Genomic DNA, 24,615 nt, shown 5'->3' on the forward strand with positions numbered 1-24,615 from the left:
CCCCATGGAGAACACGAACGACATCCCCGCCTCCGCCGACGGCCGCCCTCTGGGGTTCTGGCTGCGGGCGGTGGACGGCCTCATCGGCCGCGGGTTCGAGGCCGCCTTCGCCGGCGAGCGCGTCGACCGACGCGACTGGATGATCCTGAACGCGCTCGCGGGCGACATCGACCCGGCGCTCGCCGAGCGCATCCGCGGCCGCGTCTCGCGCCGCCCGAAGCGCCTGGTGCGCCTGGCCGAGCGCGGCTGGGTCGCCGCGGTCGACGGCGAGTGGACCCTGACCGACGAGGGCCGCGCGGCCAAGGCGCGTCTCGCCGAGAAGGTCGACGGCGTGCGCGCCCGGGTCTCCGGCGTCGTCCCCGACGAGGACTACGCGACGACGCTGCGGACGCTCGAGGCGATCGCGCGCGAGCTCGGCGGCGACGATGCGGCGGTCCTCCGATTCGGGGCCCGCGGGCACCGGCGCCGCGGCTTCGCCCACCGCGCCCACCGCGGCGACCACGGCCGCGGCTCCCGGGGCCACCGCACCCACCACCACGGCTTCGACGTCGACCACGGCCACGGCCACCACGGCCACCATGGCCACCACGCCTTCGGCGGCCATCGCGCCTGCTGAGCGGCGCTTTCGGCATGGCGGATGGGAACCTCTCCCCATCCGCCATACCGATCTACTTCTCCGAAATGACTTCCTGTGAAAGTGTGGGGAAACGACTGTGCAAGTCCCCTCCGGGCATCCGGTGGTGCCCGGGGTGCAGTCGGTGCGGACGGCCATGGTGGCCGCCCGGATCATCCCCGGAGGAACAGTGAAGACACGTACCACGTGCGCGCTCGGCACAGCAGCGATCCTGCTGGCCGGCTCGCTCCTCGCTCCGACCGCCGCGACCGCGGCACCGGCGACCGCCGCCCCCGAACCCGAGGGCGAGACCCACAGCCACAACCGCCCCGATCCGCTCGCCGAGAAGCGCACTGCAGAGAAGCAGAAGGCCGCGCAGCTCGTCGCGACGGGTGAGGCCAAGGTCAAGACGCGAGGCAAGGGCAAGGCGGCGACCGATGTGGTCGAGCTCAAGGCCGGCCAGTTCGTCGAATACGGCACCGCCGACACAGCGCAGCTGTTCACGATCCTAGTGGAGTTCGGCGACGCGATCGACGAGCGCTACCCGGACGCCCCGGCCGGTCCCGTGCACAACGAGATCCCGGAGCCCACAGCCGAGGACAACTCCACCTACTGGGTTCCGGACTTCTCGAAGGCCCACTTCGAGGACATGTTCTTCGGCGACGGTGAGTCGATGGCGGGCGTCTACGACGAGATGTCGTCGGGCCGCTTCGACCTCGCCGGCGGCGTGTCCGACTGGGTGCAGGTCGAGAACAACGAGGCCTCGTACGGCCAGACCGAGTCGCACGCCGACATGACGCGCTTCATCCAGGACACCGCGAACGCCTGGTACGACGCTCAGGTCGCAGCGGGCAAGACGCGCGACCAGATCGTGGCGGAGCTGCAGACGTACGACGTCTGGGACCGCTACGACGTCGACGGCGACGGGATCGCGAACGAGCCCGACGGCTACATCGACCACTTCCAGGCCGTGCACGCCGGCACGGGCGAGGAGGCCGGGGCACCCGAATGGGCCATCTGGTCGCACCGCTGGGCGGTCGGCCAGGACGGGCTCTGGCAGTGGGGACCCTCGGCGTACGACCCGCTGGGCGGCATCCAGATCGGCGACACCGACATCTGGATCCGCGACTACACGACCGAGCCCGAGAACGGCGGTCTGGGCGTGTTCGCGCACGAGTTCGGCCACGACCTGGGCCTTCCCGACTACTACGACACCGCGGGCGGCGAGAACGGCACCGCGTTCTGGACGCTCATGAGCTCCGGCTCGTGGCTCGGCCACGGCGACGGATCGATCGGCACGACCCCGAACCAGATGGGCCCGCACGAGAAGCTGTTCCTCGGCTGGCTCGACTACGAGACCGTCGAGCCCGGCACGTCCGAGACCCTGACGCTCGGGCCGGCGTTCCACGCCACGACGCTCGGCGCGCAGGCCGTGCTGGTCAACCTGCCCGACGGCGAGGAGTTCATCGAGGTCGGCGACGCCTACGAGGGCACCAAGCACCTGTTCTCCGGCTCGGGCGACAACCTGGACAACACGGCGACGAGCCCGGCGTTCACGGTTCCGGCCGGCGGCCAGCTGACCGCCCAGGTGAACTACGACATCGAGGTGGACTGGGACTACGCCTACCTCGAGGTCAGCACCGACGGCGAGACGTGGACCCCGGTCGAGACGAACCTGTCGACCACGACCGACCCGAACGGCCAGAACGCCGGCTTCGGCATCACCGGTGCGACGGAGGGCTGGACGACGCTCACGGCCGACCTGTCGGCCTACGCCGGCGAGACCGCGCAGGTCCGCTTCCGCTACTGGACCGACGTCGCGGCCACCGAGCCGGGCTTCCAGGTCGACGCGATCGCCGTGGGCGACGCGCTGACCACGGATGACGGCGCGAGCGACTGGACGCTCGACGGCTTCTCGGTGATCGAGGGCGGCGGCTACCACCAGCCGTACAGCCACTTCTACCTCGCCGAGAACCGCGTCTACGGCGGCTACGACACGACGCTCAAGACCGGCCCGTACAACTTCGGCTGGCTGACCTCGAGCCCGGACAAGGTCGAGCACTTCCCGTACCAGGACGGCCTGCTGGTCTGGTACGTGAACTCGCTGTACGCCGACAACAACACGTCGCAGCACCCGGGCGGTGGCGAGGCCCTGCCGGTCGACGCGCGCGCCAAGGCGCTCACGTGGCCGGATGGCACGAACGCGCGCAACCGCATCCAGTCGTTCGACTCCACGTTCGGCCTCGACAAGACCGACGCGATCTCGCTGCACCGCGAGACGGCCGACGGCCTGCAGACGCTGAACGTGCCGTCGCAGAAGGCCGTGCCGGTGTTCGACGACACCGACCCGTACGCCTACTACGACGGCTCGAACCCGCGTCACTCGGTGATCGTGGGCGGCACGGGCACGACGATCGAGGTCCTGGGCGCCAACCAGCGCAAGGGCACCATGCGGATCGAGGTGAACGCGGCGGGCTGAGCCCGTTCGACGCAGCGCGGACGCCGCGTCCCGGTTCTCCGGGGCGCGGCGTCCGTCGTTCCCGCGCCGCGACCGCGACGTACGCTGATCCCGTGGCCTACGACGAGGAGCTCGCCGACCGCATCCGCGCCTACGCGCCGGTGTCGGACGACGCGACCGAGATGAAGATGTTCGGCGGCATCGCGTGGATGCTGCGCGGGCACATGTATGCGGGCATCACGCGCTCGTCGCTCATGGTCCCGGTGGGCCGGGACGGGATGGACGAGGCGATCGCGCGCGGCGCGAAGCCGATGACGATGGGCTCCAAGACCATGGCCGGCTTCGTGACGGTCGACGACCCGACCGACGAGCAGCTGGCCGAGTGGATCGGCGCGTCGGTCGAGCGGGTCGCGCAGCTGCCGCCCAAGGAGAAGAACCCGAAGAGGGCCACGGCGTGACGTTCGATCCTTGCCCGTGCGGCAGCGAGCGCGCGTACCTGGCCTGCTGCGGCGCGCTGCATTCCGGCGCGCGGCTCGCCGAGACCCCCGAGGAGCTCATGCGCTCCCGTTACAGCGCGTACGCGCGGCACGACGCCGACTACCTGCTGCGCACGTGGCATCCGCGCACGCGGCCGGCGGCGGGCGAGCTCACGTTCGACGACCGGCTCCGCTGGATCGGGCTCGAGATCGTCGGCGCCTCCGGATCCGAGGTCGACTTCGTCGCGGTCTACGAGACCGAGCACGAGGGCGAGCGGACGATGGGCGCGCTCGCCGAGCACGCGCGCTTCGAGCGGCGCGGCGGGCGCTGGGTGTACGTCGACGGAGACGTCACGGCCTGACGCGGGGCGGCGGCGCCGACGCCTCGGACGCACAGCCCGAGATCGCCTCCGTCGTCACCACCGCGCACCGCGGCGCGATGGGCTATGCGCCCGAGAACACGCTCGCCGCGTTCCAGGTGGGCATCGAGCAGGGGTCCACCTGGATCGAGTCGGACGTCCAGCTCAGCAAGGACGGGGTTCCGGTGCTCATGCACGACACCACGCTCTCGCGCACCACGAACGTCGAGGAGGTCTTCCCCGACCGCGCGCCGTGGCGCGTCGCGGACCTCACCGTGGCCGAGATGAAGCAGGTCGACGCGGGCTCGTGGTTCGGCCCGGAGTTCGCCGGCGAGACCGTGCCGACCCTCGCCGAGATGATCGAGCAGGTCCGCACGAGCCGCTCGGGCATCCTGATGGAGCTCAAGGCGCCGGAGCTGTACCCCGGCGTCGAGCAGAAGGTCATCGACGTGTTCGAGTCCTACCCCGCGTACGTCGACTCGGCGCTCGCGAGCGGCCGCCTCGCGGTGCAGAGCTTCAACAGGGTGTCGATGAAGACGTACTCCGACCTGGCGCCGGAGACGCCGGTCGGACTGCTCGGCGCCCCCGCGGTCGCGACGCTGCCGGCGTACGCCGAGTGGGCCGACCAGATCAACCCGAACTGGGCCCAGGCCACGCCGGAGTACATCGACGCCGTCCACGCGCAGGGCATGGACGTGCACGTGTGGACCGTCAACGACACGGCCACCATGACGCGTCTGCTGGACTCGGACGTCGACGGCATCATCACGAACTTCCCCGACCGCCTCGAGAACCTGCTCCTCGAGCGCGCGAACGACTGATCGCACCTGGCCTGGATCCCCGTCGGCGTCGCGCCGGCGGGGATCCGGCGTCAGCGGCGGCGCTGCGCGTCGCGCGGGTCGATCGCCACCCGCACGGCCTTGCCCGCGGCCGCGGCCGCGAGCGCCTGGTCGACCTGGGCGAGCGGGTAGCGGGCGCTCACCAGCTCGACGAACGGGTGCTCCGCCGCGTGGTGGCGGAGGTAGCCGAGGGCGCCGTCGAGGTCCCGCGGGGTGTAGTTGTGCACGCCCCGGATGGTGGCCAGCCCGCGGACGAGCCGCTCCGGGTCCAGCGGCACCGGGTCGGACGGGAAGACGCTGCCGACCAGCACGACCACTCCCCCGACGCCCACGGCGTCGATCGCGGCCTGCACGGCGCGCGGCGAGCCGGAGGCCTCGAGCACGACGTCGAACTCCGCGGCCCCGGTGGCGGCGAGCGCGGAGTCCAGCGCCCGGCGTCCCGTCGGGTCCACGGCCTGGGCCGCGCCGAACCGGGTGGCGAGCGCGCGGCGGGCCGGATCCGGATCCGCGACGACGACGGTCGCGCCGCGGTCGCTCGCCATCGCGCACGCGGTCAGGCCGATGAGCCCGGCGCCCATGATCAGCACCGTGGCGTCGTCGACGTCGACCACCTCGTCGGCCCGCGCGAGCGCCGCCCATGCGGTGGCGGAGCCGCATGCCGCGGGCGCCAGGACCTCGGCGGGCAGCGCCTCGCCGACGCGCACGATGGTCGTGCCGGCGCGCAGGTGAGCGTGGGTGGCGAAGCCGCCCGTCAGCTCCCACCGCGGCTGGATGCGCTCGTGCCCGTACTTGACGAGCGAGCGGCACTTCTGCGGCACGCCGTGCCGGCAGCGGTCGCAGTCGCGGCAGCTGGCCATGATCGACCACACCACACGGTCGCCGACCTGGACCACGGCGCCGTCGACGGCCCGCACGCCCTCCGCCACGTCGACCACGCGGCCGACGTACTCGTGGCCGAGGACGAGCGGCGTCGGCGCGGCGCGGCGTCCTTCGACCGTGTGGATGTCCGATCCGCAGACCGTGGCCAGCTCGATCTGCACGAGCGTCTCTCCCGCGCCGAGCCCGACGCCCGGCACGGCGACGGTCTCGTGCGGGCGACCGGCGCCGGTCCACACCATCGCGAGGGCGGGCGGCGTGAGGCAGACGCTCCGCGTCGTGGGGGCGGGCGTCTGGGTGAGGGCGGGCGAGGCCACGTCAGCCCCGGTGGCGCTCGGGCAGGCCGAGGAGCGCGCGCAGCCCCGTGACGTCGTCGATCACGGCGTGCGCGCCCGCGGCCTCGAGCGCCGCGCGGTCGTGCGCCCCCGTGAGCACTCCGACCACCAGGCCGGCGCCCGCGGAGAGCCCCGAGGCCACGTCGCTCGCGGTGTCCCCCGCGACGACGATCGCGCCGACGCCGGAGACCTGCGCGACGAGCGCGGCTCCGAGCACGAGGTCCGGCGCGGGGCGGCCGCGCCCCACGTCGACGGGCGAGAGCGCCTCGTCGACGAGGTCGCGCCACCCGAGTCCGTCGAGGATGGCGTCGCGCGTCACGGGCGCGAAGCCCGTGGTCAGGACGACGCTCACGCCCGCGTCGCGCAGGTCCTCGAGAAGCTCCCGGGCGCCGGGGATCGGCTGCACGCCGTCCTCCGTGATGAGCTCGGCGTAGGCCCGCTCGAACGCCGAGGTGGCCTCCTCGGCGCGGGCGCGGTCTCCCCCGGCGAGATGCGTGAAGACGTCGATCTTCGACTGGCCCATCGTGTCGCGCACGTACTGCAGCGCCTCCTCCCAGGGCATCCGGTCGGCGACCCCGGTGCGCTCGTTGGCGCGCTGGAAGGCGCGCTCGACCACGCCGTCGTCGCGGACCGTCGTGCCGGCCATGTCGAGCACGACCAGCTCGACGGTCGACAGCGGCTGCGCGACGGGGACGGCGGCCTCGGCTACCTGGGACATGCGGTGGATCCTCTCTCGGGGCCCGCTCCGCCCGGCAGCGGATGCCAGTCGATCCGATGTCGATCCGAGAGCCGTGCCGAGAGTGGTGCGAGCGCAGTGCGCCGCCCGTCGCCTGCGCTGCCGGGACCGCCCGGGGGCGGGTCCCGGCCCGCTTCCGCCGACGGGCCTTCTCCAGCGTCGCACCCCGTACGGACCGGAATATTCCGCTCGCGGCATTGTTCAGCCGCCGTTCACCGAGCCTTCCGCGGAGGGCTCGGCGGGCGTCACGCGCCGGCCGCGGCCGCGCCGGTCAGCGGGATCGCGCGACCGTCAGGACCCGGCGGAGCCGGCGTCCGTCACGGAGACGCCTAGGACCCGGCGGAGCCGGCGTCCGTCACCGAGACGTCCGTGCGGTGGAAGCGCTGGAACGAGCGCGACGCAGTCGGACCGCGCTGGCCCTGATAGCGGTTGCCGTACGCGCCCGAGCCGTAGGGGCTCTCGGCCGGCGACGTCAGGCGGAAGAAGCACAGCTGGCCGATCTTCATCCCCGGCCAGAGCTTGATCGGCAGGGTCGCCACGTTCGAGAGCTCGAGGGTCACGTGGCCCGAGAAGCCGGGGTCGATGAAGCCGGCGGTGGAGTGCGTGAGCAGCCCGAGGCGGCCGAGGGACGACTTGCCCTCCAGGCGCGCGGCGACGTCGTCGGGCAGGGTGACCGCCTCGAACGTCGAGCCCAGCACGAACTCGCCGGGGTGCAGGATGAACGGCTCGTCGGGCTCGACCTCAACCAGGTGCGTCAGGTCGGGCTGGTCCTCGGCCGGGTCGATGAACGGGTACTTGTGGTTGTCGAACAGCCGGAAGTACCGGTCGAGCCGCACGTCGATGCTCGACGGCTGCACCATCGCCGGGTCGTAGGGGTCCAGGCGGATGCGGCCCGAGTCGAGCTCAGCCTTGATGTCGCGATCCGAGAGCAGCACGGCACCAGCCTATTGGGCGGCGCCGGCTCGAGCCGTCGCGGCGACCCCCGTCGGACCCCGTGGCACACGCCGGGCTCTCTCGTCAAGTGGGAGGCGCACGGCGGCCGGTTCGCGTTACATCGGTGATCAAGCCACGTCGGAAGGAGAAGCGCATGTCGCAGGACCAAGGCCAGACGCACACCGGAGGCGCCGACACGACGGCCCCGACCACGGCCGAGGAGGCGAAGCAGGCGGCCGCCGAGACCACCGGCACCGCCCGCGCGGAGGCGGAGGCCTCGGGCGCGAGCGCCCGCGAGGAGGCCGCCGCCACGGTCGAGGAGGCGAAGGAGCGCGCCGCGGAGGCCGCCGCCAAGGCCGAGGACGAGCTGACGGATCAGGCGGCGACGGGGCAGCACAAGGTCGCCGAGGGGCTGCGCACGGCCGGCGACAAGGTCGGGTCGCTGTCGCAGAAGGAGGGCGTGGTCGGCGATCTCGCCGGCAAGGCCTCGGAGGGCCTCAAGCAGGCATCCGACTGGGTGTCGCAGCGCGACCCCGAGACGATGATGACCGAGGCGAAGTCGTTCGCGAAGCGCAAGCCCTGGGTCGTCGCCGCAATCGGAGCCGTCGCGCTCATGGTGCTCAACCGCCTCACCCGCGCCGCGACCGGCGGCCGGAAGAAGCGCTGAGCCCGGCACCCCGGCGCCGAGCCCGCGTCCCATCGCCGAACCCGCGTCCCATCGGATGCGGGTTCGGCGATCGACCGCGGGTTGGACGAGCCTCGGATGAGCGCTGTTATGCTGGCTGACACGCGCTCCGGCGCGTACGGGGCTGTAGTTCAATGGCAGAACTTCTGCTTCCCAAGCAGACAGCGCGGGTTCGATTCCCGTCAGCCCCTCCATATGACATCCATGGATCCGCGGATGTCGTCTCGTCACCGAAGGCGGGTTCTCGGATGAGCACAGAGCCGAGCGGCGGGCGTTCGCGGGACTGGGCAACGATCCCGAACGCGATCACGCTCCTGCGACTGGCGCTCGTCGTCCCCATCGTCATCCTGCTCGTCGGCCACGGCGATCCGGTGCTGACGGTCGTCCTCCTCGTGCTCTTCGGAGGGTCGGACTGGATCGACGGCCATCTCGCCCGCCGGCTCGGACAGACCAGCAGGACCGGCGCGATGTTCGATCCGATCTCGGACCGCATCGGCGTCGTCGCGATCGTGGTGGCGCTGGTCATCGCCGGCCATCTGCAGATGTGGGTGGCCCTGGCCGTGGGGGTGATCGACATCGCGCTCACCGCGCTGTACCTGAGCGTGCGCCCGGCGCAGCCTCCGCAGGTGACGCGGCTCGGCAAGATCCGCACGGCGGTGATGATGACGGGCATCGCGCTCGTCGGCTTCGGGCTGCTTCCCGGCGCGGGGGCCGTCGCCACCGCGGGCCAGGTGATCTGCGCGGTCGGGGCGGTCATCCACGTGGTGGTCGGCGTCGGCTACATGCGCACGATCCTGCGATCGCCGCGGCGCTGAGCGCGGGCCGGGTGTCCGCACTGCGGCAAGGTCGGCACCGCGCGGTAGGGTCGGCGCCGTGATCTTCGAGTTCGAGTCGGTCGTGTTCCGGTGGCAGGCGCGAGACGACTCGCCCTGGTACTTCACCGCGGTTCCGCCCGAGCTGAGCGAGGACATCCGCGAGATCCCCCGGCCGCGCAGCGGCTTCGGATCCGTGCGCGTGCGGGTGCGGGTCGGCGAGACGGAGTGGGCGACGTCGATCTTCCCCGACTCGAAGAGCGGCTCATATGTGCTTCCGCTCAAGAAGGCCGTGCGCGAGGCGGAGGGCCTCCACGACGGCGGGAGCGTGACCGTGCGGCTGCACGTGCTCGACGCGTGAGCGCGCGCGGGCCCCGCCCCGATGGCGCGCCCGCTACCGTGGATCCATGCCCGCCGATGCCCGCGATGACGAGGTCGATCTGCTCATCGACGCGTGGTCGCGGCGCCTGCCGGATCTCGACCTGACGCCGCTCGACGTGATGTCGCGGCTGCGCCGCGCCGCAAACCGGCTGGCGAAGCTGCGCGCCGAGGTGTTCCGCGGCGCGGGGCTCGCCGCATGGGAGTTCGACGTCCTCGCGGCGCTGCGGCGCGAGGAGCCGCCGCACGAGCTCACGCCCATGCAGCTGGTCGGAGCGACGATGATCGGCAGCGCCGCCATGACTCACCGGATCGACAAGCTCGTCGAGCGCGGGCTCGTCGAGCGCCGGCCGAACCCGAGGGACGGCCGCGGGGTGCTGGTCCGGCTCTGCCCGGAGGGGTCGGCGCGCGCGGACGCCGCGATGACCGCACTGGCCCTCCGCGAGGCCGAGGAGCTTCGGGGTCTCAGCCGCGAGGACCAGGCGACGCTCGCGCGTCTGCTGCGCGTGCTCGCCTGACTCAGCCCGCCAGCACGGGCTCCAGGCGGCGCCACTCCGCGTCGAGCCACTCCGCGACGATCCGCGCGCGGTCGTCCGTCTCCGCGGCGGGGAACGCGATGCCGCGCGTGGGCACGCTGGCGCCGAGCTCCACCAGGAGGGGCCGCAGCGTGTGCTCCACCGCCAGCGTGTGCGCGGGCGAGCCGATGGTGAGGATCGGCACCGCGGCCACGCGCGACAGGCCGTTCGTGCCGTACCGGTCGAGGAACGCCTTGAGCAGTCCCGTGTACGCGCCCTTGTAGGTGGGGCTCGCCACGACGACCAGGTCCGCGGTCGCGACGTCGTCGCGGAGCACGTCGACCTCGGGCTCGGGGAAGCGGAAGATGCGGTCGGCCAGGTCCGCGAGGTCGATGGTCGGGCGCACGGTCGCGCCGGAGCGCTCGGCGACCTGCGCCGCCACCTCCTCGGCGACGACGCGCGTGCGCGACGACGGCTGCGGGTTGCCCACCAGGACGGCGATCTCGGTCATGCCCCGATCCCACCGCGTCGCGCCGCCGCGCGGCAAGGGATCCGACTCACTCGGTAACGGGGGCGGCCGCCCGGAGTCGGCCCCGCGCATCCGCCACGCACAGGATGACGACGAGCGCCACGGCGAGCGCGCTGACCGCCGCGAGCGCGTACGGCACCGGCGTGCGGCTCGCGCCGCCGATCAGGAACGCATCGGCGACCGCCATGCCCATCGGGAAGCCCGCCCAGAAGTACGCGATGGGTCCGAGCGCGACGATGCCCAGGATCCAGACCGTGGCCGTGAGCGGCCGCATGCGCCCCGCGATCGCGAGCGCGGCGAGCGCGACCGCGGCGATCGCTCCCGGTGCGAGGCACACGACGGCGGCGGTCGCGCCCGCACTATGGCTCTCGCCGCCCGCCGCGATCCCCGCGACGATCTCGTCGTGGCTCAGCCCCGGCATCGCGGCCATCGGCTCCCACACCGTGATCGACAGGATGCCGACCGCCGCGTACGCCACGGCGGCGCGCGCGGCGAGGACGGTCACCGGCTTCGTCATGGCGCCACCCTAGCCGTGGCGGTCCACGCGAGGATGGACGCACGGACTCGACGGAAGGGACCCCACATGACCGGGAACAGGATCGCGCTCGTCACCGGCGCGTCGTCGGGCATCGGCGAGGACGCCGCCCTCCGCCTGCAGGCCGCGGGGTACACGGTGTACGGCGCCGCGCGCCGCGTCGACCGGATGGCGGGTCTGAAGGAGCGGGGCGTGAGGATCCTGCCGCTCGATCTCACGGACGACGAGTCCGTGCGCGCCGCCGTGGACGCGATCATCGGCGAGTCCGGGCGGATCGACGTGCTCGTCAACAACGCCGGCTACGGGTCCTACGGGGCGATCGAGGACGTGCCCATGGACGAGGCGCGCGCCCAGATCGAGGTCAACGTGTTCGGCCTGGCGCGCCTGACGCAGCTCGTGCTGCCGCACATGCGCGCGCAGCGCACGGGCACGATCATCAACATCAGCTCGATGGGCGGCCGGTTCGTCACGCCGCTCGGCGGCTGGTACCACGCGAGCAAGTTCGCGGTCGAGGCGCTGAGCGACGCGCTCCGGCTCGAGACGCGACCGTTCGGCATCCGGGTCGTCGTGATCGAGCCGGGGTCGATCCGCACGGAGTGGGGCGCGATCGCCGCCGACACCCTGCGGCGGACGTCGGCCGGCGGCGCCTACGCCCGGGTCGCGGACCGCGTGGCCACGACGCTCGAGGAGACCTCCGGGCCGGGCGCGCGGACCTCGGATCCCGCCGTCATCGCACGGACGATCGTGCGCGCCGCGACGGCGCGCCGCCCCCGGACCCGCTACCTGGTCGGCTTCGGCGCGGCCCCGGCGGTGCTCCTGCGCCGGGTGCTCCCGGATCGGGCGTTCGACGCCGTCATCCGGCGCGTCTTCCGCGTCTGAGCGCGCGGCGTCCGCGCCGCCGTGTCAAGCCCATCCCCCGCGTCCTCGCGCCCGCCTACCGTGGGAAGCCCGGATGAAGGAGGCGACCGTGAACAGCGTGGGACCCTCGAGACACGGCGATCCGAACCTCGTGCGCAATCAGCCGGCGCTGCACACGCCGAAGCGGTGGATCTGGCTGGTGCCGGGGCTGCTGCTCGCCGTCGCGGCGATCTTCGCGTTCGCCGTGTCCATGCCGATCAACATCGCGCTCGCGTGGATCGGGATCGCGTTCGTGACTGCCGCCGCGGTCGCCCTGGTCGTCACCGCGCTCAGCGTCAGGGACGACCGGCAGCGCAACCTCGTCATGGCCGGGCTGATGGCGATCATGGCGGCCATGTCGCTGGTGCTGCTGGTCGCGATCCTGTGGGCGAACGCGCTTCCGCGCGCGTGACCCCGATCAGGCCGTCGGCTCGGCGACGGGCTCGTGGCCGGGCCGGTGACGCGAGGTCCACACCGCGCCCGCGCTCGCGATCATGACCAGCGCGACACCGGCGACCTCCAGCACCGTGAGGTGCTGGCCGAGCAGGAGGAACCCGGCGAGCGCGGCCGTGGCCGGCGCCAGGCTCATCAGGATGCCGAACGCGGCCTCCGTGAGGCGCCGCAGTGCGATCAGCTCGAAGGCATACGGGATGGTCGACGACAGCACGGCCACGGCCAGGCCCATCGCGAGGAGCTCGGGGCGCAGCAGCACCGGCCCCGCCGCGAGGATGCCGGACGGCAGCGAGATCAGCGCCCCGATCGACATCGCGAGCGCGAGCCCTTCCAGCCTCGGGAAGTCCCGGCCCACGCGCGCCTGCCCGCGGATGTAGAAGGCCCAGCTGGCGGCCGCGCCCAGCGCGCACCCGACGCCCACGGGATCGAGCCGGTCCCATCCCCCGCCACCCAGCGCGAGCACGCCGAGGAGCGCGATCGCGGCCCAAAGCCAGCGGGATCGCGTGCGCCCGACCAGGATCGACAGCGCGAGCGGTCCGAGCACCTCGATCGTGACCGTGACCCCCAGCGCGAGCCGCTCCAGCGCCACGTAGAAGAACCCGTTCATGACGGCGAGCGCGATGCCGAGCCGCGCGACCGACCACCACGCCTCGCGCGTGCGACCGCGCAGCGCGGGCCGCGCGATGGCCATCAGGATGACCGCGGAGAAGACGAGCCGCAGCATCACCATGCCGAGCGGGCCGGTGTGCGGGAACAGCAGGACGGCGATCGCGGCGCCGACCTCCTGGCACGCGAGGCCCAGCGCGACCAGGCCGACGGCAGGGCCCGAGCCCGGGCCGCGGCCGCTCACTCGATCGGGCACACGGCGCGGTCGGCGATGCGCTGGTGGTAGTCCTCGGCGGTCCAGGGCAGCCCGAACTCGGGGGCCGTCCCCCCCTCGCGCGCGGGCACCTTCGACACGATCGCCGCGAGCTCCTTCGCGAGATAGCCGACGAGGGACTCGGGAGCCGCGGAATTGTTGAGCACGACCGCGACGGTGAGCCCGTTGTCCATGTCGGCGTAGGCGCTCGTCATGTATCCCGGGACGGTCCCCTGCTGCCCGACCATGGAGCCGGCGATGAACGTGCCGCCCGCGTACTGGTACCACGAGTCGCTCTTGGTGCTGATGGGCTTCGCGTCGGCCCAGCGCGGGGCGAGCGCATCGCCGTCCTTCGCGCGGGCGGCGAGAGACGCCGTGTAGGCGCCCAGGTCGTCGATGGTCGAGACGGCGCCCGAGTCGGTGTAGCCGAAGCTCGCGGACATCTCGGTGTACTCGCGCGGAGCGACGCAGCCCGCGTCGCGGTCCTCCTGGTCGGAGTAGTAGCCGGGGAGCGCGGGTTCGCCGGGCGCCTCGGCGCGCGCGCCGGGAAGCCGGGTCTGGTCCAGGCCGAGCGGGCCGGTGACGTACCGGCGCATGAGCGCGGCGGGCGTCTCGCTCGCGGCGTTCTGCAGCGCCACGCCGAGCAACAGGTAGCCCGTGTCGGAGTCGGTGAACGCGACGCCCGCCTCGGTGCGGTCCTTGCCGAGGCCGGCGGCCGCGACCTCGCGGGCGTTCCACTCGCGCTCGGGCGTGCGGAGGTAGTTGTCCAGCAGGGTGTCGTGCGACCGCGCGAGACCCGACGTGTTGTCGCACAGCTGCTTGAGCGTGACGTCGGTCAGGTCCGGCGTGCTGGGCACGTACTTCGACACCGGGTCGTCGAGCTCGACGATGCCGTCCTCGACCATCCCGTACAGCACGTCGCATGTCATGGGCCGGGTCATCGACGCGATCCGGAACGCCATGTCGGTGCTCACCTCGGAGCCGCCCTCGTGCGCGGTGGATCCCAGACCCGTGACCCAGGCGCCCGCCCAGGGCACCCAGACGCCGACGATCGCCCCGGATGATCCGGTCGCGGCCATCGCGTGCTCGACCGCGCCCTGCAGCTGCTCGACCGTGTCGCCCGGGAGCTCGCCGCTCACCAGGTCGGGCGTGGTCGCGTCGCGCGGATCGCCGCCCGTGCAGCCGCTGATCGCCACGGCGATCGCCGCCGCCCCCGCGAGCGCCGCCACCGCGCGACGCCACCGACTTGTGATCCGCATGTCACCCCCGAGACTGGACTTCTCCCGAGTCTAGGCTGTGGCCGCCGCGAACCCGTGCGTCAAGCGGCCGACCCGGCCGGAGCCGGTTCGCCTCAGGTGGTGGCGGCCGCCGATCCGGCCTGCTTGCGGGCGGCGGCCTGGCGCTGCTCCCACACGTCCTTCATGAAGCGGCGCACGTCCTGGTCGACCCGGATGTCGCTGGGCCGCAGCGGCCGGGACAGGTACAGCCCGTCGAGCGACGTGAGGCGGCTGAGCGCGACGTACGTCTGGCCGGGCGCGAAGGCGCCGGCGCCGAGATCCACGATCGCGCGGTCGTAGGTCTTTCCCTGCGACTTGTGGATGGTGACGGCCCACGCCAGGCGCAGGGGGAACTGCGTGAACTCGGCCACGACCTCGCGGCTGAGCTTGCGCCCGATCGGGTCGTACGCGTAGCGGTACTTCTCCCACACCGCCGGCTCGACGTCGAACTCCTCGTCGTCGACTTCGACGCGCACGGTCTCGCCCACGATCCGGGTGACGGTGCCGATCGTGCCGTTCACCCAGCGCGGCGGCTCGCCCGGCGAGCCGGTGTCGTTGCGCAGGAACATCACCTGCGCGCCGACCTTGAGCTTGAGCTCCTCGTCGGCCGGGTACACGTCGCCGCGGCCGAAGTCGCCGTTCACCTCGGCCTTGGCCGTCTGCTCCCGCCCCGGCAGCTGCGCGAGGTGCTTGGCGTTGATCGCGTTGACGCGGTCGTTGCGCGTCGCGAGCGTGATGATCGGATGCTCCGGATCGTCCGGGGGCGTGCGCGCGCCGGTCGCGTTCAGGACGTCCGCGATCTCCTTCGTGACGCGCCCGTACCGGACCGCGTTGAGCATCGCCTTGAATCCGTCGTCGGCCTGACGGTGGATCTGCGTCAGCTCGCGGATGTGCAGGTGCGCACCGTGCCGTCCGAGCTCGATCAGGCCGTCGCCCTCGGGCTCCCGCCCCGCCCACACGTGCGCGTCGAAGAACCAGAACGAGCGGTAGTGGTCCGCGATGTAGCGGGCCTCGTCGCCGCGCGGCGGCACGGGCGCCAGCTGATATGGGTCGCCGAACATCACGACCTGCACGCCGCCGAACGGCTCGCCGCGGCGGCCGCGCGCCTGGCGGAGCGACCGGTCGATCGCGTCCATGAGGTCGGCGTTCACCATCGAGATCTCGTCGATCACGAGCGTGTCGATCGCGTTGAGGAGCTTGCGGGTGTTGTCGTTCTGCTCGATGTCGCTGTCGGCGATCAGGCCGATCGGGAGCTTGAACAGCGAGTGGATCGTCTGGCCCTCGACGTTCAGGGCCGCGACGCCGGTCGGCGCGCACACCGCGATCTGCTTGCGGGTGTTCCACGCGAGGTGGTTCAGCAGCGTGGACTTGCCGGTTCCCGCCCGCCCGGTCACGAACACGTGCTCGCGGGTGTCCTCGATGAGGCGGAAGAGCTCCTCCTGCTCGGACGACAGCGCGGGCATGGGATCCATCCTCCCATCCCGGCATTCGAGGACGCCGCATCACCCTCCGAGACGGGCGCCGGCCCCGGTCGCGCACGACCGGGGCCGGGTGATCCGATCCGCCTTGGATCAGCTGCCGTAGAGGGCGACCACGCCGGCGCGATCCTCGCTCGTCATCGACAGGTCGTCGGACGTGCCGTTGCACTGCGGGTAGTGCATGATCGACTCCCACAGCGCGGCCCCGCTGGCCATCGCGCTGACGACGTCGGCGTGACGGGCCCCGAACTTCGTGCTGACGCAGTCTCGCTCCCGCCCTCGACGTACGCCGAGGGGCGGACCGCGGCCGCGCCGACGGCGCTCAGGGTGAGCCGGGCGGCCCTTTCGTAGACTGGCGCAATGGATCAGGCCACGGCGAGCGCGGCGCCCGCGGCGATCCCGCAGGACGGGGCCGGATCCGCGGCGCCCCCGCGGCGCACACCGCGCCAGCAGCTCACGCGCGACCTGATCCTGCTCGGCGTTATCTTCGTGCTGCTGGCCGCGGCGATCTGGGCGGGGTTCTCGGCCCTGTACCGCCAGTACTGGGGACCGAGCGCGTTCGTGGAGCGCTACCTCGAGCTGATCGCGGAGGGACGCGCCGCCGACGCGCTCACGGTGCCGGGCGTCGCGATCGACAGCGCCGACCTCGAGGCGGCCGGCCTTCCGGTCTCGGCGAGCGAGGCGCTCCTGCGCAGCGCCGCGCTGACGTTCGGCCTGCGCGACGTCGACATCACGCAGGAGCGCCCGGTGGCGGGCGGCTACGAGGTGACGGCCGCCTACGCGATCGACGGCACCCGCGGGCAGACCGTCTTCACCGTGCGCCGGTCGGGCACCGAGGGGATCGTCCCGCGCTGGAGCTTCGAGACGAGCCCGCTCGGAATGCTGGAGGTCGGCGTGCGCGGCTCGATGCAGTTCGAGGTGAACGACTTCGAGATGGATAAGCGGCAGGTCTCGCCGGACGGCGTGGACGCCGATCCGCTCGCCCCGGTCTCGCTGCTGGTGTTCTCCCCCGGTCTCTACACGGTGGAGGTCGACACCCCGACGGCCGAGGCCGAGCCCGTGCACGTGCTCGCGGACGCCGCGCTGCGCAAGGTGCCGCTCGACATCCAGGCCCAGCCCACCGAGGCGTTCGCGGACGTCGTGCAGCAGCAGGTGGGCTCGTTCCTCGCGGAGTGCGCCACGCAGAAGGTGCTGCAGCCCACCGGATGCCCGTTCGGCATCCAGATCGACGACCGGGTGTTCCCCGAGACGCTCGCGTGGTCGATCCTCGCGACGCCCGGCGTCGAGATCGTGCCCGACGGCGCCCACTGGGCCATCTCGCCCGCGACCGGCACCGCGCACATCGAGGTCGACGTGCAGGCGCTCTCGACCGGCGCCGTCTACCACCTGAGCGAGGACGTGCCCTTCGTCATCGACGGCACGGTCGAGATCCTGCCCGACGGCACCGCCTCGATCCTCGTCGGCAGCCCCGCGCTGCGCTGAGTCAGCGACCCGCGGCGGCGTCCCTCTCCGCGATCCGGGCCAGGCGGGCGTTGTAGGCGTCGAGCTCGGCGTCCTCGGTGCGATCGGCGTGACGGTCGGCCCGGCGCTGCTGGCGCTCGTCGCTGCGGCTCCACTGGATCGCCACGATGATCGCCGTGATGAGGGTCGGGATCTCGCCGATCGACCACGCGACCCCGCCGCCGATGTACTGGTCCTCGAGCGGCGTCGGGCCCCACGTGCGGCCCATCGCCCCGAACCACTCCGGCACCATCAGGCCGGTCTGCATCATCATCGCGACGCCGAAGAACGCGTGCATGGCCATCACCACGATCAGCGTCACCAGGCGGCCCGCATACGGCATCCGGTACGGCAGCGGATCGATCCCGGTCAGCGTCATCACGAACAGGAACCCGGAGATCAGGAAGTGGGCGACCATCCACTCGTGGCCGAGGTGGTCGTACAGCGTCCAGCGGAACAGGTCGGTGTAGTAGAAGATCCACAGCGACCCGATGAAGATGCCCGCCGCGACGAGCGGATGCGTCACGACCCGGGCGAACGGGCTGTGCACGGCCCACATGATCCACTCGCGGCCCCCGCGCGTGCCGTCGTCGCGCTTCTCGACAGCGCGCAGGGCGAGCGTGATCGGCGCGCCCGGGACCAGCATGAGCGGGATCGCCATGGTCAGCAGCATGTGCCCCAGCATGTGCATGCTGAACAGGTAGTCCTGGTACGCGTTGACGGGCCCCGAGGTGACCCAGAACAGCATCAGCAGGCCGAGGATCCACAGCACCGTGCGGTACAGGGGCCAGCGGTCGCCGCGGCGGCGCAGACGGATGACGCCGGCGACGTAGAAGAAGATGCCGAAGCCCGCCGCGAACGCCCACAGCAGGTCGACGTCCCACGCGGTGAACCAGCGCTCGACCGTGAGCGCCGGCGGCAGCGGCTCGTCGGTGAGGATCTCGGCGGGCGTCGAGCTGTACGGCGTCTCGGTGAGGGGCGGCGAGGTGCGCGCCAGCGCGGCGGCCGCGCCCGACGCGACGCCCATGAACGCGAGCTCGACCGCGATGAGGGTCCAGAACACGCGCGCGGGCTCGCCGCTGGTCCGGCCGATCAGGCGGCCGCGGTACCAGGAGGCGAGCACGCCCATGAAGACCAGCGCGGCCACCTTGAGGCACACGATCGCCCCGTAGGGGGTCGCGAGCTGATCCCACGCGCCGATCGACGAGAGCGTGCGCGCGAAGCCCGACAGTGCGACGACCACGAAGGCGACCAGGGCGAGGGTCGAGTATCGCGCCAGGACCGCGCCGATGCGGCCGGCGGGCAGAACCGGGCGCAGGGCGGCCAGCGTCACGAGACCGCCGAGCCACACCCCGGCGGCGATCACGTGCAGGCTGAGCGCCATCACGGTCGCATCGTGGCTGGCGAGGTCGCCCGAATGCCCCTGCGTCGCCATCGGGACGAGCGACGCGATCGCGAGGAGGGTGGTGAGCAGGGCCGCGGTCCACGACCGGATGGCGAAGGCCAGGACGGTGACGACGGCCGCCGCGATCGTCGTGATCAGCCAGGTGCGACCGAGCTCGACCTCGGTGAGGAACGCGCCCAGCTGCGAGCCGAACTCGGGTCCGGCCGACAGCTTCGGATTGAAGGAGTCGAGGAACGTGAGGAACCCGACGGTGCCCGAGGCGACCGTGAACACGGCCGCGCCGATCGAGGCGACGTCCAGCGCGCCGTCGAACTCCCGCTCCCCCGCACGCAGGGCGTACAGCGCGAGCACGAGAGCACCGACCATGACGGCGGCCGACAGGTTCACGAGCAGCTTCGCGAGCGGCAGCCCCCAGCGCACGAACGGACCGGGATCTCCCGTGGCGAGCGGCTCGGCGGCACCGCCGTACGCGAGCGCCGCGAGGGCCGTGAGCACCGCCGCGACGAGCAGGATGACGGGCCCTGCGGCCCGCAGCGCGCGCGGATTCACCCGTCCAGCCTAGGTCGTCCGAGCGTGGCGTCGGCTGGGAGCGATCCGGCTCCGACAGCGCTTGTCAACCCCATTCACCGGGAATCGCGGCGCCCGTAACGTGACGGGCATGAGTATCGGAACCGGAGTAGTGCTGTTCGTCATCGGCGCCATCCTCGCGTTCGGCCTGGAGCTCGACATCCCGGCCGTCAACGACGACTTCATCGGCTACCTGCTGATGGGGGCAGGGGTGGTCGTCTTCATCGTCGGCATCGTGCTGCTGACCCGCCGCCGCTCCGCCGTGGAGCGCACCCGCACCGTGGGTGACGCAGGGACCTCGCAGCAGGTGACCGAGCGACGCACCGACGTCGACCCGCTGTGATCCGTTCGCGCCCGGCCGCGCGCCGGGCGCCCAGAGACACGAGAAGGGGATGCCTCCGTAGCGGGAGGCATCCCCTTCTCGATGCGGCTGCTTACTTGCCGGCGGCCTTCAGCTTCGAACCGGCGGTCACCTTGACGCGCTTGCCGGCCGGGATCTTGATCTCCTCGCCGGTCTGCGGGTTGCGGCCCGTGCGCGCGGCGGTCTCGACCTGCTCGAAGGCGATCCAGCCGGGGATCGAGACCTTCGCGCCCTTGGCGACGGCCTCGGAAACCGTGGTGAACAGGGCGTCGAGAACGCCCGAGACGGCGGCCTGGCTCTGACCGGTGGCGCTGGCGATGCTCGCGACGAGCTCGGTCTTGGTGATGGACTTGTCGGCCATGTCATCCTCCAGCGGCGCCACCAGGACGCCGCATTGTGATCAATGGACCGGCGACGGATGCCGCCGGGCGGTCGTTCGACCGCGGCTCGACAGTACCAACGCGGCCCGGAGTTCCGCGGATTCCCGCGGTTCTTCGGGCGATTCGGACGGCGTGTCGCCCCCGAATGTGACGGATGTGACAGAAGTGAACGATCTCGGCCGCGATCCGCGTGATTCCGCGGCTCGCGGCCGGTCGCAGCCGCGAGACCTCACATCCGCGTCGAGACCGGCGTCGCCGACGGCGGTCTCGACGGCGATCTGCGGTCTCGCCACCGCGCTCAGGCGCGCGGCACCGCCAGCTCGCCCGTCAGGTACTGCGCGCGGCCGAAGCCGAAGCTCCAATCCTGCGGGCCGTTCTCGACGTAGCCGATGAAGACATCCTGCGATTCCACGCCGACACCGCCCAGAGACTCGGCGATCGCCGCGTACAGCTTCTGCTTCTGCTCGTCGCTGCGACCCCGCTGCGTGAAGATCTGGATGACCACCGGGTCCGTGCGCTCGAAGCCGAGTCCCGCGTCCTCGGCCACGATGGTCGCGGCCGGGCGGGCGGTGATCACCTGGAAGCGGTCCCGCTCGGGGATGCCGTAGACCGACACGATGGCCTCGTGCACGGCCGCGGCGATCTCGGTCGAGTTTGCGCGGGAGTCACTGTGGTCGATGCGGACGAGGGGCATGGGCGGGCTCCAATGTCGGAATGTACTTTGTCCGGACATTCTGTCATATGGATGCATCGACCACAACGCGCCGGCCGGACGCCGCTCACACCCGCTCGAAGTGCAGCAGGACCGCCTGCTCGGGGCGCAGCACCGGCATCGGCAGACCGACCTCCGCGAGGAAGCGTCCCGTCGAGGTCAGGCCCTCGTCGAACCACCGCGGACCGGCGATCTGCACGAACGGGCTGATCGCATCGCCCTCGGTCGTCCGCGGGAAGTCCGCGACCGTGGGCATCAGCGGCGCGACGCGGTAGGTGTGATCCGCGTTGAGCCCGGGCACGCGAACCCGCCCGGTCACCTCGGCGACCGGGGTCGCCTGCATCACGACGGCGAACAGCGCCTCATCCGCACCGACGACTCCGTGCACGCTCAGGGCTGGCTCCACGACGTCCGCGTTCACGCGGCGCCCGGTGTGGATCAGACCGCGGAATCTTTTGTACGTCTCGATGCCGCGCCGCAGCACGTCCCGCTCTCGCTCAGATGCCTGCCGGATGTCCCACTCGATGCCGAAGTGACCGAACAGGGCGGTCACGACGCGGAACATGATGTCGTGCACGCGCCCGGTGGTGTGCGAGTGCGTGGGCCCCACGTGCGCTCCGACTAGCTCGGGGGGCAGCACGGCCTGCGTCCACCGCTGGATCGTCTGCCGCTCGAGCGCGTCGTTGCAGTCCGACGCCCACACCCGATCGGTGTGCTCCAGGATGCCGAGGTCGACCCGCGCCCCGCCCGACGAGCACGACTCGATCTCGACGCCCGGGTGTGCCTGCTTCAGCGCCGCGAACAGACGGTAGGCCGCCAGCGTCTGGGCATGGACGGAGGGCCGGCCATCGCGCCCATGCTCGGGCAGGTCGCGGTTCTGGTCCCACTTCAGGTAGGAGATGTCGTTCTCGCGCAGCAGGTGATCGAGGCGCTCGAACACGTACTGCCAGGCCTCGGGGTTCACGAGGTCGATCACGTGCTGGTGCCGCCACTCGAGCGGCAGACGGCCACCCTCGGCGAGCGACCGGGCATCCGGACCCACGATCCACTCCGGATGGCTGCGCACGACGTCCGAGTCCAGGTTCACCATCTCGGGCTCCACCCAGAGCCCGAACTCCATGCCGCGCGAGGTCACGGCCTCGATGAGCGGCGTGAGACCCTCGGGCCAGAGCGCCTCGTCGACGTACCAGTCGCCGAGACCGGCCGTGTCGTCGCGGCGCCCGCGGAACCAGCCGTCGTCGAGCACGAAGCGCTCCACCCCGATCGCCGCGGCCGCGTCGGCCAGCTCGATGAGCGGCTCGATGCGGTGGTCGAAGTAGACCGCCTCCCAGGTGTTGAGGACGACCGGCCGCGGGCGCACGCCATCCACGTCCACGTGCTGGGGGCGCGCGCGGAACCAGTCGTGGAAGCGCGCACTCACGCCGTCGATCCCTTCGGCTGAGAACGACGCGTACAGCGCCGGAGTGACGTACTCCTCCCCCGGCGCCAGCACGACCTCTCCGGATCCGAGCAGCTCGGCCGCTCCGATCGTGTGGCGGCCGTCGGCGAGCGCGTCGAAGAACAGCTCATGGTCGCCCGACCACGCGAGGTGGGTGCCCCACACGCTGCCGTGGCGGTTGCCGAAGCCGCGGGAGCCGGCGGCGAACAGCAGCGACGAGTCGTGCCCGGTGCGGCCGTGCCGCCCGGTGCGCACCCATGTGCCGCGCCGGATGTCCTGGCGCTGCGGGTGGTTCTCGCGGCACCAGCGGCCCGTGAGGTCGAGGAGTTCGGCGGCGTGCGCGGGGACGGGCAGGACGACCGCGAGCTGGTCGAGCTGGTAATCGCCCCGGCCGGTGTTGCGCAGCGTGTTGCGCGCCTCGAGCAGCCCGGACGGATGCAGCACCAGCCGCGACGTCACCTGGAGTCCGGCATCCGCGTCCTGCTGCACGATCTCGGCCAGGCCGTCCGCGGCGGTCGCCGAGACCACGCGCATCGCGGGCGAGAAGTCCCGCCCGGGGCCGTCGATCACGCGGCTGCCGCGCAGACCGGGGCGACCGAGCCAGCCGGACGACGCCTGCGGCAGCAGGCCGGCGACCACCGGGACGTCGAACGCGGAGTGCGGGATCGGATCGGTGAGCAGCTCCAGGTCCGGCACGTCGGCGCCGAGGTCGGCGCCCCAGTGGACGATCGCCGCCTCCCCCGATCGGAAGGCGATGAGCACGCTCACGCCGGCGGCGCGGAGGTGAAGGGGTGACATGGACGTTCGCTTTCGTCTCTGGGGGCGGATGTCGCAGCGCGGGGCCCGGCACAGGCCGGGCCCCGCGGGGGTGCCCGCGACTACTGGAACAGCGCGTTGACCTGCTCGTTCGCCTGATCGAAGGAGCTCACGGGCGCGGTGCCGGCCAGCACCGCGTCGGACGCGGGCTTCATGATGCCGACGACCTTCGCGGCGTTCTCGGCGATCGGGAACAGAAACGTGGTGCCCTCCTCGACGTGGACCGTGAAGGCGGAGACGTCGACGCCCTTGGCTGCGAAGGCCTCCGCGGCACGCTCGCTCGACGAGGTGATCGCGGGGAACACCACGGCGTGGTCGGCGACGACGTCCTGGCAGTCGGTCGACGCGAGGTACTCGACCCAGGCGAGCGAGCCCTCCGGGTTGTCTGTGCCGGCCCAGATGGAGTCGGCGAGGCCGTTGAACATCGAGGCCCGCTCACCCGACGGGCCGACCGGCGTCGGCGCGATGCCCACCTCGATGCCGTCGTAGCCGGTGTACTGCCCGATCATCCAGGAGCCGTGCACATTGATCGCGGCCTTGCCGGCGCCGAAGTTGTCGGAGACGGATGCGCCCACGGTCGTCTCGAGCGGCGGGACGTAGCCCTTCTCGATGAGCGACGCCCACCACGCCATGGTGTCCTGGAACTCGGGCTGGTCGTAGTTGTAGTGCGTGCCCCATGGGTTCTTATCCGTGTGCGTCCATCCGAGTGTCGCGGTCAGGAACGACCACTCCGTCTGCCCCATGCCCTCGCCGGAGCCGTTCAGGCCGAGGCCGTAGACCGCCACGTTGTCCTTGTCGAACCCGGGCTCGTCGCCGCGCACGCCGTTCTCGTCGACCGTGAGGTGCGCGATGACGTCCTCGTAGGTGCCGCCATCCTCGGGGTTCCACTCGAGCGACGCCATCTGCTCCGCCGTGATGCCCGCTTCGTCGGTCATCGCCGTGTTGTAGAACAGCGCGACCGTGTCCCAGTCCTTCGGCAGGCCGTAGCGCTTGCCGTCCTGGCCGACCCACAGGTCCGCGAGGCCCTCGTTGTAGATGGAGGTGTCGGCGTCGAGATCGTCGAGCGAGAGCAGCTGGTCCGTCTTGACGAAGTCCGGGTACTTGCTCAGGTGGTCCGTGAAGACATCCGGGGCGGTGCCGGACGCCATCCCGTTCGTGAGCTTGCTCCAGTAGTCGTCCCAGCCCGTCTGGGTCACCTTGACCTGGACGTCGTCCTGCGACGCGTTGAAGTCCTCCGCGCACTGCTGGTACGCGGGAAGCTGGTTGGCGTCCCACAGCCAGTAGTCGATGGTGCCGCTGCCGCCGCCGGAGCCGGCCGCGCCGCTGCAGGCCGTGAGCGCGAGAGCGGATGCGCCGAGGAGCGCCGTCGCTCCGAGTGCCTTCTTCTTCATGG

Annotated in this window: 27 protein-coding genes and 1 tRNA gene; 14 read left to right on the plus strand and 14 right to left on the minus strand. The window is 72.0% G+C overall.

Translation table 11 applies throughout. The annotated features are described in order from the left end of the window. The first annotated feature begins 4 nt into the window (after nucleotides 1-4). The 5 genes from B5M43_RS03470 to B5M43_RS03490 all read left to right on the plus strand — a co-directional run bounded on the left by B5M43_RS03470 (nucleotide 5) and on the right by B5M43_RS03490 (nucleotide 4,727). Nucleotides 5-616 (plus strand): hypothetical protein, encoded by a 612-nt coding sequence (locus tag B5M43_RS03470; protein WP_134745236.1) that lies wholly within the window; start codon nucleotides 5-7, stop codon nucleotides 614-616. A 187-nt stretch (nucleotides 617-803) separates the two neighbouring features. Next, nucleotides 804-3,092 (plus strand): immune inhibitor A domain-containing protein, encoded by a 2,289-nt coding sequence (locus B5M43_RS03475; protein WP_230667603.1) that lies wholly within the window; start codon nucleotides 804-806, stop codon nucleotides 3,090-3,092. Nucleotides 3,093-3,184: 92 nt separating this feature from the next. Continuing rightward, nucleotides 3,185-3,529, plus strand: a complete 345-nt coding sequence (locus tag B5M43_RS03480) for a TfoX/Sxy family protein (RefSeq protein WP_055988001.1) — start codon at nucleotides 3,185-3,187, stop codon at nucleotides 3,527-3,529. Continuing rightward, complete coding sequence (locus B5M43_RS03485; RefSeq protein ID WP_055987999.1) at nucleotides 3,526-3,909, plus strand: YchJ family protein; 384 nt, start codon at nucleotides 3,526-3,528, stop codon at nucleotides 3,907-3,909. The genes B5M43_RS03480 and B5M43_RS03485 overlap by 4 nt, the downstream gene beginning before the upstream one ends. 77 nt (nucleotides 3,910-3,986) lie before the next feature. Further along, a complete protein-coding gene (locus B5M43_RS03490; RefSeq protein WP_134745237.1) occupies nucleotides 3,987-4,727 on the plus strand; it encodes a glycerophosphodiester phosphodiesterase family protein in 741 nt (246 codons plus the stop codon). 50 nt (nucleotides 4,728-4,777) lie between these two features. Here the strand turns inward: B5M43_RS03490 and B5M43_RS03495 are convergent, their stop codons facing one another. The 3 genes from B5M43_RS03495 to dcd form a co-directional block, all read right to left on the minus strand. After that, a complete protein-coding gene (locus B5M43_RS03495; RefSeq protein ID WP_230667607.1) occupies nucleotides 4,778-5,938 on the minus strand; it encodes a zinc-binding dehydrogenase in 1,161 nt (386 codons plus the stop codon). 1 nt (nucleotide 5,939) lies between these two features. After that, nucleotides 5,940-6,674 carry a phosphonatase-like hydrolase gene (locus B5M43_RS03500; protein WP_055987992.1) on the minus strand — a complete coding sequence of 245 codons (735 nt, stop codon included), beginning with the start codon at nucleotides 6,672-6,674 and terminating at the stop codon, nucleotides 5,940-5,942. 347 nt (nucleotides 6,675-7,021) lie between these two features. Further along, entirely contained in the window at nucleotides 7,022-7,627 is a 606-nt protein-coding gene (gene dcd, locus B5M43_RS03505; protein WP_134745238.1) for a dCTP deaminase, read from the minus strand. Between the two features lie 152 nt (nucleotides 7,628-7,779). Here dcd and B5M43_RS03510 point away from each other — a divergent pair, with 152 nt between their 5' ends. The 5 genes from B5M43_RS03510 to B5M43_RS03530 all read left to right on the plus strand — a co-directional run bounded on the left by B5M43_RS03510 (nucleotide 7,780) and on the right by B5M43_RS03530 (nucleotide 10,018). Further along, nucleotides 7,780-8,292, plus strand: coding sequence for a hypothetical protein (locus B5M43_RS03510; RefSeq protein ID WP_055987988.1), 513 nt, complete (start codon nucleotides 7,780-7,782; stop codon nucleotides 8,290-8,292). 138 nt (nucleotides 8,293-8,430) lie between these two features. Then, nucleotides 8,431-8,504, plus strand: a tRNA-Gly gene (locus B5M43_RS03515). A 54-nt stretch (nucleotides 8,505-8,558) separates the two neighbouring features. Then, on the plus strand, nucleotides 8,559-9,125 hold the full coding sequence (locus tag B5M43_RS03520) for a CDP-alcohol phosphatidyltransferase family protein (protein WP_134745239.1): 567 nt from the start codon (nucleotides 8,559-8,561) through the stop codon (nucleotides 9,123-9,125). A gap of 58 nt (nucleotides 9,126-9,183) precedes the next feature. Further along, nucleotides 9,184-9,483 (plus strand): DUF1905 domain-containing protein, encoded by a 300-nt coding sequence (locus B5M43_RS03525; RefSeq protein WP_055987984.1) that lies wholly within the window; start codon nucleotides 9,184-9,186, stop codon nucleotides 9,481-9,483. A gap of 46 nt (nucleotides 9,484-9,529) precedes the next feature. After that, the gene (locus tag B5M43_RS03530) at nucleotides 9,530-10,018 is read left to right on the plus strand and encodes a MarR family winged helix-turn-helix transcriptional regulator (protein WP_134745240.1); all 489 of its coding nucleotides are present in this window, start codon (nucleotides 9,530-9,532) and stop codon (nucleotides 10,016-10,018) included. Nucleotide 10,019: 1 nt separating this feature from the next. Here B5M43_RS03530 and B5M43_RS03535 read toward each other — a convergent pair whose 3' ends face one another. After that, the gene (locus B5M43_RS03535; RefSeq protein WP_134745241.1) at nucleotides 10,020-10,526 is read right to left on the minus strand and encodes an NADPH-dependent FMN reductase; all 507 of its coding nucleotides are present in this window, start codon (nucleotides 10,524-10,526) and stop codon (nucleotides 10,020-10,022) included. 46 nt (nucleotides 10,527-10,572) lie between these two features. Beyond that, a complete protein-coding gene (locus B5M43_RS03540; protein ID WP_134745242.1) occupies nucleotides 10,573-11,061 on the minus strand; it encodes a hypothetical protein in 489 nt (162 codons plus the stop codon). Nucleotides 11,062-11,127: 66 nt separating this feature from the next. Here B5M43_RS03540 and B5M43_RS03545 point away from each other — a divergent pair, with 66 nt between their 5' ends. Together B5M43_RS03545 and B5M43_RS03550 are read left to right on the plus strand one after the other, a co-directional pair. Then, nucleotides 11,128-11,958, plus strand: coding sequence for an oxidoreductase (locus tag B5M43_RS03545; RefSeq protein ID WP_055987976.1), 831 nt, complete (start codon nucleotides 11,128-11,130; stop codon nucleotides 11,956-11,958). An 88-nt stretch (nucleotides 11,959-12,046) separates the two neighbouring features. Continuing rightward, entirely contained in the window at nucleotides 12,047-12,388 is a 342-nt protein-coding gene (locus tag B5M43_RS03550; protein WP_134745243.1) for a hypothetical protein, read from the plus strand. 6 nt (nucleotides 12,389-12,394) lie between these two features. Here the strand turns inward: B5M43_RS03550 and B5M43_RS03555 are convergent, their stop codons facing one another. The 4 genes from B5M43_RS03555 to B5M43_RS15025 form a co-directional block, all read right to left on the minus strand. After that, a complete protein-coding gene (locus B5M43_RS03555) occupies nucleotides 12,395-13,291 on the minus strand; it encodes a DMT family transporter (RefSeq protein WP_230667614.1) in 897 nt (298 codons plus the stop codon). After that, nucleotides 13,276-14,547 carry a serine hydrolase gene (locus tag B5M43_RS03560; protein WP_134745244.1) on the minus strand — a complete coding sequence of 424 codons (1,272 nt, stop codon included), beginning with the start codon at nucleotides 14,545-14,547 and terminating at the stop codon, nucleotides 13,276-13,278. Before B5M43_RS03560 ends, B5M43_RS03555 begins: the two co-directional genes overlap by 16 nt. A gap of 92 nt (nucleotides 14,548-14,639) precedes the next feature. Beyond that, entirely contained in the window at nucleotides 14,640-16,028 is a 1,389-nt protein-coding gene (locus tag B5M43_RS03565; protein ID WP_374198149.1) for an ATP-dependent RecD-like DNA helicase, read from the minus strand. Nucleotides 16,029-16,136: 108 nt separating this feature from the next. Beyond that, entirely contained in the window at nucleotides 16,137-16,259 is a 123-nt protein-coding gene (locus B5M43_RS15025) for a hypothetical protein (protein ID WP_268993081.1), read from the minus strand. Between the two features lie 144 nt (nucleotides 16,260-16,403). Between B5M43_RS15025 and B5M43_RS03570 the strand changes: the two genes are divergently transcribed. Further along, nucleotides 16,404-17,525 carry a hypothetical protein gene (locus B5M43_RS03570; protein ID WP_230667616.1) on the plus strand — a complete coding sequence of 374 codons (1,122 nt, stop codon included), beginning with the start codon at nucleotides 16,404-16,406 and terminating at the stop codon, nucleotides 17,523-17,525. Between the two features lies 1 nt (nucleotide 17,526). Here the strand turns inward: B5M43_RS03570 and B5M43_RS03575 are convergent, their stop codons facing one another. After that, nucleotides 17,527-19,497: a cytochrome c oxidase assembly protein gene (locus tag B5M43_RS03575; RefSeq protein WP_134745246.1), complete on the minus strand. Its 1,971-nt coding sequence runs from the start codon at nucleotides 19,495-19,497 to the stop codon at nucleotides 17,527-17,529. Between the two features lie 109 nt (nucleotides 19,498-19,606). Here B5M43_RS03575 and B5M43_RS03580 point away from each other — a divergent pair, with 109 nt between their 5' ends. Continuing rightward, on the plus strand, nucleotides 19,607-19,858 hold the full coding sequence (locus B5M43_RS03580; protein ID WP_055988226.1) for a DUF6458 family protein: 252 nt from the start codon (nucleotides 19,607-19,609) through the stop codon (nucleotides 19,856-19,858). Nucleotides 19,859-19,949: 91 nt separating this feature from the next. Here B5M43_RS03580 and B5M43_RS03585 read toward each other — a convergent pair whose 3' ends face one another. The 4 genes from B5M43_RS03585 to B5M43_RS03600 all read right to left on the minus strand — a co-directional run bounded on the left by B5M43_RS03585 (nucleotide 19,950) and on the right by B5M43_RS03600 (nucleotide 24,613). Next, complete coding sequence (locus B5M43_RS03585) at nucleotides 19,950-20,237, minus strand: HU family DNA-binding protein (RefSeq protein WP_055987964.1); 288 nt, start codon at nucleotides 20,235-20,237, stop codon at nucleotides 19,950-19,952. 317 nt (nucleotides 20,238-20,554) lie between these two features. Continuing rightward, nucleotides 20,555-20,950, minus strand: coding sequence for a tautomerase family protein (locus B5M43_RS03590; protein ID WP_134745247.1), 396 nt, complete (start codon nucleotides 20,948-20,950; stop codon nucleotides 20,555-20,557). Nucleotides 20,951-21,035: 85 nt separating this feature from the next. Then, complete coding sequence (locus B5M43_RS03595) at nucleotides 21,036-23,204, minus strand: alpha-galactosidase (RefSeq protein ID WP_134745248.1); 2,169 nt, start codon at nucleotides 23,202-23,204, stop codon at nucleotides 21,036-21,038. 80 nt (nucleotides 23,205-23,284) lie between these two features. Next, nucleotides 23,285-24,613, minus strand: coding sequence for a sugar ABC transporter substrate-binding protein (locus tag B5M43_RS03600; protein WP_055987958.1), 1,329 nt, complete (start codon nucleotides 24,611-24,613; stop codon nucleotides 23,285-23,287). Nucleotides 24,614-24,615 lie beyond the last annotated feature (2 nt).

The organism is Microbacterium sp. MEC084 (assembly GCF_004514465.2).
GTDB lineage: Bacteria > Actinomycetota > Actinomycetes > Actinomycetales > Microbacteriaceae > Microbacterium.

Bases quoted from the DNA above. Each gene is read 5' to 3' on its own strand.
- B5M43_RS03470 (WP_134745236.1), top strand. From the start codon at position 5: ATGGAGAACACGAACGACATCCCCGCCTCCGCCGACGGCCGCCCTCTG.
- B5M43_RS03490 (WP_134745237.1), top strand. From the start codon at position 3,987: ATGGGCTATGCGCCCGAGAACACGCTCGCCGCGTTCCAGGTGGGCATC.
- B5M43_RS03500 (WP_055987992.1), bottom strand. From the start codon at position 6,674: ATGTCCCAGGTAGCCGAGGCCGCCGTCCCCGTCGCGCAGCCGCTGTCG.
- B5M43_RS03510 (WP_055987988.1), top strand. From the start codon at position 7,780: ATGTCGCAGGACCAAGGCCAGACGCACACCGGAGGCGCCGACACGACG.
- B5M43_RS03520 (WP_134745239.1), top strand. From the start codon at position 8,559: ATGAGCACAGAGCCGAGCGGCGGGCGTTCGCGGGACTGGGCAACGATC.
- B5M43_RS03530 (WP_134745240.1), top strand. From the start codon at position 9,530: ATGCCCGCCGATGCCCGCGATGACGAGGTCGATCTGCTCATCGACGCG.
- B5M43_RS03535 (WP_134745241.1), bottom strand. From the start codon at position 10,526: ATGACCGAGATCGCCGTCCTGGTGGGCAACCCGCAGCCGTCGTCGCGC.
- B5M43_RS03540 (WP_134745242.1), bottom strand. From the start codon at position 11,061: ATGACGAAGCCGGTGACCGTCCTCGCCGCGCGCGCCGCCGTGGCGTAC.
- B5M43_RS03545 (WP_055987976.1), top strand. From the start codon at position 11,128: ATGACCGGGAACAGGATCGCGCTCGTCACCGGCGCGTCGTCGGGCATC.
- B5M43_RS03560 (WP_134745244.1), bottom strand. From the start codon at position 14,547: ATGCGGATCACAAGTCGGTGGCGTCGCGCGGTGGCGGCGCTCGCGGGG.
- B5M43_RS03565 (WP_374198149.1), bottom strand. From the start codon at position 16,028: ATGCCCGCGCTGTCGTCCGAGCAGGAGGAGCTCTTCCGCCTCATCGAG.
- B5M43_RS15025 (WP_268993081.1), bottom strand. From the start codon at position 16,259: ATGGCCAGCGGGGCCGCGCTGTGGGAGTCGATCATGCACTACCCGCAG.
- B5M43_RS03570 (WP_230667616.1), top strand. From the start codon at position 16,404: ATGGATCAGGCCACGGCGAGCGCGGCGCCCGCGGCGATCCCGCAGGAC.
- B5M43_RS03580 (WP_055988226.1), top strand. From the start codon at position 19,607: ATGAGTATCGGAACCGGAGTAGTGCTGTTCGTCATCGGCGCCATCCTC.
- B5M43_RS03585 (WP_055987964.1), bottom strand. From the start codon at position 20,237: ATGGCCGACAAGTCCATCACCAAGACCGAGCTCGTCGCGAGCATCGCC.
- B5M43_RS03590 (WP_134745247.1), bottom strand. From the start codon at position 20,950: ATGCCCCTCGTCCGCATCGACCACAGTGACTCCCGCGCAAACTCGACC.
- B5M43_RS03595 (WP_134745248.1), bottom strand. From the start codon at position 23,204: ATGTCACCCCTTCACCTCCGCGCCGCCGGCGTGAGCGTGCTCATCGCC.
- B5M43_RS03600 (WP_055987958.1), bottom strand. From the start codon at position 24,613: ATGAAGAAGAAGGCACTCGGAGCGACGGCGCTCCTCGGCGCATCCGCT.